Consider the following 12,144-nt stretch of genomic DNA (forward strand, 5'->3'; position numbering starts at 1 on the left):
CGTCACTGCTTGGCCCCATGTTTTTTTCTTATGGATATTTCATACTCACGCTCGGCGATGTCTATCATCACGTCGCGCGCCTCCGTCTCCAAACGCGAGTACGCAAGCGCCTTCTCCAACTCGCGCACGCGCTTGCGCAGGGCCGCGTTCTCATCCCTGTATTCCTCCTTGCTGCGTCTTGCCATGTCGTCGTATTCTTCTTCCGACGGCAAAGATAAGGTTTTCTCCCCATACTTTGACAGCCATGACGACAATAACGTCGGATTACACAGGCCATACTTCCTCGCACACTTGCGCTTGCTCATGCCTGACGAGTAATAGTCACGAAGGACGCTCAATTTGAACTCCTCGCTGTACTTTGTTGGACTCTTTCGCATTGTTTTACACATTTTTTATTGTTCATAAATGTGTCAACTTTTGCCAGGACAAGACATTTATGAGCTTTATTTATGTGCGTTTTACCATTACTATTTAATAAAATACGGCCAAAATAAGGCCATACCATACACTATTGAACGAAAAATAATGTTCAAAGATTGAGTCTTAGGAGCCTATATTCATCTGTTTCATAAGTTTTATTATACATTTTTCATTTGACAAATTGCAATGTTTTATGCCTTTTTCATTACATTAATTATTTATTATTGCCCCTGACATTCATATTACATTTAAAAAACTTCGCCCTCCATCCTACTTATTCAAAGCTGCAAAACATATGTACCTGCGCTACCATATAGTTAACTTATCTTATACAAAATAATCAAGGCATTCAGTTGGGTTTGGAAAATTACTTGTATATTTGCATTGTGAATTGTCGCGTCAAAATAATATTTGCATGTGCAATGTTGATATGGCTGCATGCCTCCAGAACATTCGCCAAGATTGAATCAGACTCACTGATTCTGCAACGTGTCTTGACCTACAAAGAAAGTTTGCCTGCCAAGTTGGACGGAATCCATACAAATATATATATAAGGTACTATTTCAAAACCGAAAAACGTAATTTTACCCTCATGGCCATACCGTCAATGTATGCCATATCACGCGGTAACAGGGAGTACGCAGGTGAATCATACAGTACTATTTACATAAAAGACAATGTCGTAAAAGAATCGACCAGACAACTAAATACAGGAACAATCCCCAGATACAAAAATACGATGACAACAATGTTGAAGTATCTGTTGCCCGATATCTATAATGTAACAATATTAGACAACCAGATTTTATCCCCTTTCAACAAGCACAATTTAAATCTATACAGGTACGACATCACCCTCCTTACGAATAACCGTGCCGAGATTGTTTTCCGTCCCAAACGGTATAATACACAGCTAATAAGCGGATCAGCTATTGTTGACAGAGTATCAGGACGTGTAATAAAAATCGGTTTCAACGGCGAATATGACATGGTAAACTTCCATGTAAATGCAGAAATGGGCAAATACGGCCTTCGCTCATTATTGCCGAAAACCTGTGACATTGACGCAACATTCCATTTTATCGGCAATAAGATAAAGGCTTCGTACCATTCCGTTTATGACAATCCAATATTTTTACCTGATTCCATCGTCAATTCACACGACAGCAAACTGATGGCCGAAGTAAGGCCCACACCTTTGCCGGAGAGCATCAAGCAAGTTTACCAAAAGAATGATTCAATCAAGGCCAAGACTGATACTGTAAAAGTAAAAAAAGAGGAAAGTAAATGGAAAAAGATTTTGTGGAATTCATTTGGCGACTATGTAATTAACCGGACAAAAGGCAATTTTGGAACAAAGGATCAGGGTGCGTTCAGGATTTCACCAATACTTAATCCTCTCTACCTTAGTTATAGTGGCCGTCGTGGTGTAACTTATAAGCTAAAATTAAATGGCAGTTACAAATTTTCGTTGAATAGGGACATTTCGATAGAGTTTAAAGCTGGCTACTCATTCAAGCAAAATCAATTCTACTTCAACATCCCGATAAGATTTAATTTTAATAAAAGGCGTAATGGCTATATTGGACTGGACATTGGCAACGGTAACCGGATAACAAATTCAAGTATTGTTGATCAAATCAAGCACGAGTCTCTCGATTCGATAGATTGGGATAAATTGGAGCTTGACTATTTCAAGGATTTCTACGTGAAATTCATGGTAAATTATGATTTGTCCAACAAATGGAGTGTAAAACCTGGCATGATTTACCACCGGCGTTCTGCCGTAAATGAAGCGGGATTTGTTGCAGCAAACCGCCCGACAACTTATTATTCATTCGCTCCGTCATTGGAAATACAATTCCGCCCTAGTGGATGGAGCGGTCCGATTATCACTGCCGATTATGAGCGTGGCGTACGTATTGGTAGCGCAGACATGGATTACGAACGTTTTGAGTTTGACGTCTCATGGAAAAAGAATTTCTATTCACTGAGAAGTATGTCATTAAGGTTGGGCAGCGGATTCTACACCTCAAAAAGCAGAAATTCATACTTCCTTGACTATACAAATTTCAGGGACGAGAACATCCCCGGCGGTTGGAATGATGATTGGACAGGAGAATTCCAGCTGCTTAACAGCAACTGGTACAACGTGTCTGAATATTATGTCCGTACCAACGCAACATACGAATCCCCTCTCATGGTTTTTTCACGTATCCCATATATCGGGAGACTGATGGAAATGGAACGTATATACATAAATGTCTTGTTTGTTGACCATCTTCACCCTTATGTCGAGTACGGATATGGATTTACGAACAGATTTTTTTCCATGGGATTCTTTATGGCAACACGTAACAAGGATTTTGACGGAGTCGGTTTCCGTTTTGGGTTTGAACTGTTCAGGGACTGGTAAATTAATGAAAAACAATTATTTTATAGAATGAAACCATTAACAGTATATAAGGCAAGTGCCGGTAGCGGAAAAACATTCACGTTGGCAGTTGAGTATATAAAACTGCTGATTGACAATCCCCTTTGCTTCAAGAATATTCTTGCAGTAACGTTCACCAATAAAGCGACTGAAGAAATGAAGTTGCGAATCCTTAGTCAGCTATACGGCATATGGAAAATGTTGCCAGACTCACGTGTTTACATGAAAGCTGTATGTGAAGGCTTATCCATTGACGAAAGAAAGGCAAGTAAACAGGCTGGATTAGCTTTAAATTATTTGATACATAATTATCACTACTTTAGGGTAGAAACAATTGATTCGTTTTTTCAATCAATACTGCGTAATTTAGCAAGGGAACTTGACTTAACGGCAAATCTGAAAATCGGATTAAACGACATACAGGTTGAGGAAGAAGCAGTTGATCAACTGATAGAATCATTGGATTCAACAAGTATCATGCTGGAGTGGCTAATAAGCTATATCTTTTCAAACATCAGCGAAAATAAAAGCTGGAATGTTATTGGACAGGTCAAGAATTTCGGTAGAACAATTTTCCGCGACTTCTATAAAACAATAGGTGAAGAACTTAGTGCTACCATTTCACAAAATGACTTTTTCAAAAACTACACGGATTGTCTTAAAACCATACAAACCAATGCAAAAAAACGCATGGCCGAATACACCGTAACATTTGAACGTGAAACGTCCAATGCAGGCCTTACACCGCTTTCATATGCAAAGAAGGGCAATGGGATCAGCAGCTATTTTAATAAACTTAGAAGTAATGATTTCAGCGATTCTCGATGCATTAACACCGTTTTTAGAAATTGTTATGACAATGCCGAGAGCTGGACCAGCAAAACCAGCCCCGACAGAGACGTAATAGTATCTTTAGTGAACGATAAGCTTCTGAATTTATTACATGAAGCGGAGAACGAGCGGAAAAAGCAATGGAAATTGTATTCAACAGCCGGTTGCACGCTAAGACATTTGGATAAACTACGTTTATTGAACCGAATCGAGAATAAAGTAAGGCAGCTTAATGGCGAAGCAAACAGATTTCTATTAAGTGACACACAATTCTTGCTACATACTCTAATCAAAGATAATGACTCACCTTTCATTTTTGAAAAAGCAGGATGCAGCCTTGAACATATAATGATTGATGAATTTCAAGATACAAGCTCAATACAATGGCAGAATTTCAAGGTCTTGTTAAATGAGTGCATGAGTCATTATGGGGACGGAAAAAATGACAACCTTGAAGGAAAGAACCTTACACATAATCTTATTGTTGGTGACGTTAAGCAAAGCATCTACCGTTGGCGTTCGGGAGATTGGCGGTTATTGAACGGTATTGAGTCACAATTTGACAGGCCTGAAAGTAAAGTTGACATTAAGAATCTACAGGTCAATTATCGTTCTGAGCGTAATATTATTAAATTCAATAACATATTTTTCACATTGGCCGCTAAATACGAGTACAATAAAGAATGCGAAATAAATGACGAAAGTACATCAAATGAATTGTTAACCGCATATTCGGACGTGTGTCAACATGCAAATTCTGACAAAAAGGCTGAAGGCATGGTGAAAATCAAATTGTTGACAGACGACGAATATGAAGGTAATATGCTTGCCTTGATTGACGAGACAATTGAAAAATTGTTATCGGCAGGCATATCCGCAAATAATATTGCCATACTAATAAGATATAACCGGCATATTCCCATAATTGCCGATTACCTCATGGAAAAACATCCAGATTTGAAAATAGTAAGCGATGAAGCGTTCAGGCTTGATGCCTCATTAGCCGTGAACACAATTATTCAGGCGCTATCTTTAATTTTGCATCCTGATGATATATTGTCGAAAGCCAATCTTGCAGTAACATACCAAAAGAAAATATTGGGAACAGAAATCAGTATAAGTGATATTCTTTCAGAGATAAAAAGAGGTAACAAAGGCATTGATTATTTATTGCCGGCAACATTCACCGAGTGTATTGCGGAACTCGCAAAGATGCCACTTTTTGAAATAGTAGAATATATATATTCTTCGTTTCAGCTATCCAAACTTAATAACCAAAGTGCCTATATTTGCGCATTTTATGATCAAATATCAGAATTTATAACTGGAAATTCTGGTAATATAGCCAAATTCATGGAAGAATGGAACGACTCAATATGCAATAAAACGATACAAAGTGATGAGATTAACGGAATAAGGATTATTAGCATTCATAAAAGCAAAGGGCTTGAATTTGACAATGTAATAATACCATTTTGCGACTGGGCTCTTGAAAACCGTGACACAACGCTATGGTGTAAACCCGATGAGTATCCATTTAATTTACTGCCAATAGTCCCTGTTGACTATAGTAAAAAGTTATTGGAAACCATTTATTCAAAAGATTATAAAAACGAACACATACAGAACAAAGTCGATAATCTTAATTTGCTCTACGTGGCTTTCACAAGGGCAAGTAAGAATCTCTTTATATATGGCCGTAAGAACGGCACACGTGGTGGACTTGGTTGCCGCTCCGAAATTATTTCCGAATGCATTGATAGTTTAGCTGAAAGCTTGGAAGGTGCCGTAGTTGATGGAAAAGAAAATAAAGATTCATCATCATCTGAACCTGTCACATTTACTTATGGCACACTTTGCGCTTCAATGAAAACGGTTAAAGAAAGTGTTTCCGAAAACGTCTTTTTAACTCGAATACAACAACAAAGAATCGAAATAAAGACGTCAGATGTTCCTGTTAAATTCAGGCAAAGTAATAAAAGTCTCGATTTCATCGCAAATAATGAAGACAATAAAGACGATGACAATTATATCAAAACCGGAAATATACTGCATAAATTATTTTCAACAATCCGTACGACTGATGATATAGCAAACGCTTTAAAACAATTGGAATATGAAGGCATACTTTATGATGACCATATAACGGCAGAGAAAATGTCGGATTTGTTAAACAAAAGACTTTCCGATAAAAAAATTTCAGATTGGTTTGACCGTCGTTGGAATGTCTTTAATGAGTGCAGTATTCTTTCATATGACAATGCTACTGGCAAGGTTTGTGAACGACGTCCTGACAGAGTAATTACCGATGGGAATGAAACAAAAGTGATTGATTTTAAGTTCGGTAAACCACGAGATGAATATAAACAACAGGTTCAACAATATATACACTTACTTGAAAGCATGGGATATAATAATGTTAAAGGTTATCTGTGGTATGTTTATTCAAATGAAATAGATGAAGTCAATGCGTGTTAACCCTAATTCCACATATAAGTAAAATATGAAATATGGCCTTTTAAATTATAAAAGAGCACCTATCAGAACATAAAACATGGCCTTTTATAATCTAAAAGGCCATGTTTTATATATCGCATAATAATGAAATTTGGCGCGCAATGAAAATATCAGCGCTTAATAACCATTTTATTGTTTTTACGAATAATCTCTATCGTTCCTCCTACCCATTCTGTAAAAGGCTGTTCTTCTGTAAATGTTCGGAAATCAATAATTTCATCATCTTTAATGGTAACAATACATTGCAAATATTGCACACCATCCATTATAACCCTATTTACACCATATTGATGAATCATAAAAAACATTTGTTATAATCGAACACATACAAATTATCTTTTACGAATTTCCTCTCCAGCAGATACTGGTTGTATTTTTGACATTTTCAACGGCTTGCCGACATTAGTTGCAGGCATCAACCGATGTTTCACAGGCTGGACATCTTTTGGTTCAGACGGAGTAACTTTTTCTGCAGGAATGGATTTCACCTTATTGCTTGAAGTATCAATCCGTAGCTGGTTGGAAGTTGCTGGCGCTTGCACATTTGTTGCATTTCCTTTATTACGCAGCCTGACTAAACGGATGTTGTTGACAAACATTAATTTAAGATTATTTCCTCCCTCTGGTTCGCGCCTGAGAGTCCGATTGTCAAGATATATAAAACCTTTAATTGATTTTATTCCTAACATTGCACCATCAGACACCGTAACACTGTAGTTTGAATTCGAAGACATACGCACTGTACTGCTTGCCACACTGTCATTCTTAAATTGCACAGCCAACAACGCAATCGCATTCTTGCCTCCTTCTTTATATACAAAATCGCAATTAAAACTGAATATCAGTTTGTCACCTTTTTGGTAAGTGCTGTCTGCGGTAATGTCGAAAGTCATGACATTGTACGGTGCTTTCGGCAAAAACATTGCCGAAGGTACCCCGCGCCATAAATTTGATGTATCCCGAACTGACTTCATGTCCCCAAATTGTCGAATATCATTGGCTGATGCTCCTAATGCCATTGCATCATCCTCAAATCTTTTCGAAAGGTTTTCATATATTTTATGGAGTCGGTCAGCATGTCGCATATAATAAACCAACGAGCTGTCAAACTCTGCTTGTGTTATTCCGTATTTACGTAATACGGCCTGTCGATATAGAACAACGTCATATGACTCATTATCCGCGTTATCACCATTACCGGCCATGGCATCAGCCAAATGATAATCATATAATACATCTTCAAATTCATCAGGTTGAAGATACTCATCCGGCACTTGTGGCTTACATGAAAAGCACAAGGCCAACAGCATTATAAATGGGATAAAACGCGAAATTCTCATTTCCTTTTAAATGAAATTTGCGACAATTCCTTACGGCAAAATAACAGAATCAATATGACTCCAACACTTACACATGAATCGGCGAAATTGAATACAGGACTAAAAAAGACGAATTCATCGCCTCCGACAAATGGGATCCACTCCGGCCACGTTGTCACGATTAACGGGAAATAGAACATATCCACTACTTTTCCCATAAGGAACGGAGCATATCCATGACCAAATGGAACAAAATAGGATACATAATAAGGTGAAGATGCATTGAAAATCAAGCCATAAAACATACAGTCAATCAAGTTGCCTATTGCACCTGCAAAAACAAGTGCGAGACAAACAACCCACAAGGTCCTTGCGTTATGCTTGATCTGCCTGAACAAATACCATCCAACAACGCTTATTGCAAAGATACGAAAAAGGCTGAGAACCAGTTTGTTCACTATCGTCATGCCGAATGCCATCCCATTGTTCTCGATAAAACTGATATAAAACCAATCCGTTACCCGTATGCTTTCATGCAGGTACATCCCAGTTTTAACCTCAATCTTTATCACTTGGTCAATGACCAGCAACAGCAAGACAATCAAACCGATTGTCAACCCTTTTCTCCTGATAATATTCGAATTTCCCATTTAACGCTTTCTGGCATTCTTTGAGGCTACGCTCAACGTTGCATGCGGAACAGCACGCAGGCGCTCCTTGGGTATTAGTTCGCCCGTGATACGATCAATTCCATATGTCTTGTTTTCGATTCTTACAAGAGCAGCCTCAAGTCCTTGTATAAATTTTTGCAAACGACTTGCTTGCTGGATAAGCTCCTCTTTACTTTGAGTAGCACTACCCTCTTCCAGTATCTTGTATGTTGGCGACGTATCGTCAACGTCATTACCGTCGGCGTTCATCAACGTTCTCATCATTTGGTTATAATCACGCCGAGCCAACGCCAGCTTGTCATTTATTATTCCTCTGAACTCTTCAAGCTCCTCATCGCTGTAACGTGTTTTTTCTGCCATAATAGATATATTTAAAAGTTAATATGAAATTACACTTTTTCGACTTTAATGCGTGCTGTAATATCATCAAGGTCTATTTCACAGCCGTCGTTATCTGCGATAACAATATTGTCTGCCAAAACCTGCCCCTTGATATAATCAGCAAATGCATTTATAGCCGCATTTATATTCTCGCTCGGAGAAATCGTAACATTCACACGGTCGGTTATTTCCAAGCCACATTCTTTACGCAAGTTCTGTATCCTGTTTATCAGCTCACGTGCCATGCCTTCGTTCCGCAACTCATCGTTAAGTTCGACCTCCAAAGCAACCGTAAGATTTCCATCATTTGCAACCAGCCATCCAGGGATGTCCTCATTGATAATCTCAACATCGTCAACAAGAACCGTAACATCCTGTCCGTCTACGTTTAATCTCAACTCACCAGAACGTTCAAAAGCAACTATTTCTTCTTGACTAAGAACTGAGGTTTGTGCAGCTATACCCTTCATAAGCTTTCCGTATTTCTTTCCCATTGTACGGAAATTGCACTTAACTTTCTTAACAAGGACACCTGTACCTTCCACAAAGTTCAGTTCTTTGACATTGACTTCATTCAAAACCAAATCCTTTACAGCCTCGATATGCTGCTTCTGAACGTCGTCTATTGCCGGAATCATTATACACTGTAATGGCTGGCGAACCTTTATGTTGACTTTACGACGCAGCGCAAGCACCATAGACGTAATTTTTTGCGCCATCTTCATGCGGGCTTGCAAATCCTCATCCATCTGACTTTCATCAGCAACAGGGAACTTGGCAAGATGCACTGACAATGCGCCAGAACGTCCTGTGGCATGTATAAGGTCCATATATAGTTGATCAGCAAAGAACGGCGAGAACGGAGCCAAAAGCTTGGCAACCGTCTCAAGACAAGTATACAGAGTCTCGTAAGCGGATAATTTATCCTTACTCATTTCCTTGCCCCAAAAACGTTTACGGTTCAAACGTACGTACCAATTACTTAAATCATCGTTCACGAAGGTATCAATAAGACGTCCTGCCTTTGTAGGTTCATAATCTGCCAAAGCATTGTCTACACCTTTTATCAGAGAATTAAGTTCGGACAATATCCACCGGTCAATCTCTGGACGCTCTGAAACTGGCACCTCTTCCTGTGAATAGTCAAAACCGTCAACATTGGCATACAGGCTGAAGAAGGAATATGTATTATACAAAGTACCAAAGAACTTACGGCGCACTTCATCCACTCCATTGGGATCAAACTTAAGGTTGTCCCATGGCGATGAATTTGTCAACATATAAAAACGCACTGCATCAGCACCATATTTCTCTATTGTTTCAAACGGGTCGACAGCATTTCCCAAGCGCTTGCTCATCTTGTTTCCTTTTGCGTCAAGAACAAGGCCGCTTGAAATAACATTCTTAAACGCAACGCTGTCAAACACCATCGTTGCAATAGCGTGTAAAGTGAAAAACCAACCGCGCGTCTGGTCTACACCCTCATTTATGAAATCGGCAGGAAAAGCTATACGTTTGTCTATTGCATCTGCGTTCTCAAAAGGATAATGCACCTGAGCATAAGGCATACTACCGGAGTCAAACCATACGTCAATCAAGTCAGTCTCACGCTTCATTGGTTTTCCGGCCTTACTGCATAATATGATATTATCGACATAAGGACGATGCAAATCTATCTTGTCATAATTCTCTTGAGAGTAATCGCCAGGAGCGAAACCTTTGTCTTTCAATGGATTCGACTGCATGAAACCTGCCGATACACTCTTTTCGATTTCGTCATACAGCTCCTGCAATGAACCGATACATAGCTCGTCACCATCCTCGTCACGCCAAACAGGCAACGGAGTACCCCAAAAGCGGCTACGGCTTAGATTCCAGTCATTAAGATTCTCGAGCCAATTGCCAAATCGCCCGGTACCAGTACTTTCCGGCTTCCAGTTAATTGTTTTATTCAGTTCTACCATTCGTTCCTTACAAGCAGTAGAACGAATAAACCAACTGTCGAGCGGATAGTAAAGAATTGGTTTATCCGTACGCCAGCAATGAGGATAATTATGGACATGCTTCTCTATCTTGAATGCCTTGTTCTCTGCTTTCAAGTCCATGCAAATAGATATATCCAGAGTCTCGTCCTTATCGGTGAGCTTATCGTCATATGCATTCTTGACATATCTGCCGGCATATCTGTTCCATGCTTCTACATTGACATATTTCTTGACAAACTCGTCGTCAAGATCTTCAATGACATAATACTTACCCTCAAGGTCTACGACAGGACGCTGTTCACCTTTCTTGTTTATTAGTACGATAGGAGGCACACCGGCCTTCTTGGCAACGATGGCATCATCGGCACCAAAATTAGGAGCGATATGTACAATACCTGTACCGTCCTCGGTTGTAACATAGTCACCAAGGATTACACGGAATGCGCCATCACTCATCGGTTTAATCATAGGTAAAAGCTGCTCATATTTCATTCCGGCAAGGTCTGTACCCTTGTAATGAGCTACAACCTTATATGGTATTACCTTATCACCTTTCTTATAAGATGCCAAGTCTTTATCAGCACCGGCGGCGTTGAAATATGAAGGCATGAGCACTTCCGCAAGTACAACCGTAACAGGCGCTCCTGTATAAGGATTATATGTCTGCACGGCCACGTAGTCTATATTTGGCCCTACGCACAATGCAGAGTTGGCCGCGAGCGTCCATGGTGTTGTCGTCCAGGCAAGGAAATACGGTTTGCCCCACTCTGCCATTTCTGGCTTTGGGTCAGTCATCGCAAACTGCGCCGTCATCGTAGTATCTTTAACGTCACGATAACATCCGGGTTGGTTAAGCTCATGGCTGGACAATCCAGTGCCTGCCGCTGGAGAATATGGCTGTATGGTGTATCCTTTATAAAGCAAATCCTTGTCATAAAGTTGTTTCAAAAGCCACCACAAAGTCTCGATATACTTATTGTCATAAGTGATATAGGGATGATCAAGATCGACCCAATATCCCATCTTCTCAGTTAAGTCACGCCATTCGGCAGTGAACTTCATCACATTTTCACGACATTTCTTGTTATAATCCTCTACCGAAATATACTTTTCAGATTCAACGTTGTCAATATCAGCTTTCGTTATGCCAAGCTCTTTTTCCACGCCCAATTCTACAGGAAGTCCGTGCGTATCCCATCCCGCCTTACGGAACACCTGGTAACCTTTCATCGTTTTATAACGGTTGAAAGTATCTTTTATCGTGCGAGCCAAAACATGATGAATGCCAGGATGGCCGTTAGCAGAAGGAGGACCTTCGAAAAATACAAATTGCGGACATCCTTCACGCTCGGTTATTGATTTGTGAAACACGTCGTTCTTGTTCCATTCATTCAATACGGTCTTGTTTGTTGCGGTCAAATCAAGACCTTTATGTTCGGCAAATTTTCCAGCCATATCGTTTCGTTTTATTATTTACTCAACATTATTATTTGAGGCGCAAAGTTACGGAAAAAAATCGTCATTACAAAAAATTACGCAAAAGTTTAAATCTATTTTCATAGAAGTATGTATGCAAAGAAAAACA

Annotated in this window: 8 protein-coding genes; 2 read left to right on the plus strand and 6 right to left on the minus strand. The window is 39.5% G+C overall.

Going from position 1 to position 12,144, the window contains the following annotated elements:
- Positions 1 to 2: 2 nt before the first annotated feature.
- Positions 3 to 377, minus strand: a complete 375-nt coding sequence (locus tag H6A34_RS05345) for a transposase (RefSeq protein WP_205103964.1) — start codon at positions 375 to 377, stop codon at positions 3 to 5.
- Between the two features lie 465 nt (positions 378 to 842).
- Between H6A34_RS05345 and H6A34_RS05350 the strand changes: the two genes are divergently transcribed.
- Positions 843 to 2,837, plus strand: coding sequence for a DUF5686 family protein (locus H6A34_RS05350; protein ID WP_239480774.1), 1,995 nt, complete (start codon positions 843 to 845; stop codon positions 2,835 to 2,837).
- A 27-nt stretch (positions 2,838 to 2,864) separates the two neighbouring features.
- Entirely contained in the window at positions 2,865 to 6,164 is a 3,300-nt protein-coding gene (locus tag H6A34_RS05355) for a UvrD-helicase domain-containing protein (protein ID WP_205103968.1), read from the plus strand.
- Positions 6,165 to 6,313: 149 nt separating this feature from the next.
- Here H6A34_RS05355 and H6A34_RS05360 read toward each other — a convergent pair whose 3' ends face one another.
- Genes H6A34_RS05360 through ileS form a run of 5 tightly spaced genes read right to left on the minus strand, consistent with a single transcriptional unit; the run spans position 6,314 to position 12,014 of the window.
- A complete protein-coding gene (locus tag H6A34_RS05360) occupies positions 6,314 to 6,502 on the minus strand; it encodes a hypothetical protein (protein WP_205103970.1) in 189 nt (62 codons plus the stop codon).
- Positions 6,503 to 6,535: 33 nt separating this feature from the next.
- Entirely contained in the window at positions 6,536 to 7,543 is a 1,008-nt protein-coding gene (locus tag H6A34_RS05365) for a DUF4296 domain-containing protein (RefSeq protein ID WP_205103972.1), read from the minus strand.
- Positions 7,540 to 8,172 (minus strand): lipoprotein signal peptidase, encoded by a 633-nt coding sequence (locus H6A34_RS05370; RefSeq protein ID WP_205103974.1) that lies wholly within the window; start codon positions 8,170 to 8,172, stop codon positions 7,540 to 7,542. Before H6A34_RS05370 ends, H6A34_RS05365 begins: the two co-directional genes overlap by 4 nt.
- A complete protein-coding gene (locus H6A34_RS05375) occupies positions 8,173 to 8,553 on the minus strand; it encodes a TraR/DksA family transcriptional regulator (RefSeq protein WP_021947307.1) in 381 nt (126 codons plus the stop codon).
- Positions 8,554 to 8,582: 29 nt separating this feature from the next.
- Positions 8,583 to 12,014: an isoleucine--tRNA ligase gene (gene ileS / locus H6A34_RS05380; protein WP_205103976.1), complete on the minus strand. Its 3,432-nt coding sequence runs from the start codon at positions 12,012 to 12,014 to the stop codon at positions 8,583 to 8,585.
- Between the last annotated feature and the right edge of the window lie 130 nt (positions 12,015 to 12,144).

Source organism: Marseilla massiliensis (assembly GCF_016899855.1).
In the GTDB taxonomy this organism is placed as follows: Bacteria; Bacteroidota; Bacteroidia; order Bacteroidales; family Bacteroidaceae; genus Prevotella.

Coding starts and splice junctions, on each gene's coding strand:
- H6A34_RS05345 (WP_205103964.1), bottom strand. CDS start 377: ATGCGAAAGAGTCCAACAAAGTACAGCGAGGAGTTCAAATTGAGCGTC.
- H6A34_RS05350 (WP_239480774.1), top strand. CDS start 843: ATGTTGATATGGCTGCATGCCTCCAGAACATTCGCCAAGATTGAATCA.
- H6A34_RS05355 (WP_205103968.1), top strand. CDS start 2,865: ATGAAACCATTAACAGTATATAAGGCAAGTGCCGGTAGCGGAAAAACA.
- H6A34_RS05360 (WP_205103970.1), bottom strand. CDS start 6,502: ATGATTCATCAATATGGTGTAAATAGGGTTATAATGGATGGTGTGCAA.
- H6A34_RS05365 (WP_205103972.1), bottom strand. CDS start 7,543: ATGAGAATTTCGCGTTTTATCCCATTTATAATGCTGTTGGCCTTGTGC.
- H6A34_RS05370 (WP_205103974.1), bottom strand. CDS start 8,172: ATGGGAAATTCGAATATTATCAGGAGAAAAGGGTTGACAATCGGTTTG.
- H6A34_RS05375 (WP_021947307.1), bottom strand. CDS start 8,553: ATGGCAGAAAAAACACGTTACAGCGATGAGGAGCTTGAAGAGTTCAGA.
- ileS (WP_205103976.1), bottom strand. CDS start 12,014: ATGGCTGGAAAATTTGCCGAACATAAAGGTCTTGATTTGACCGCAACA.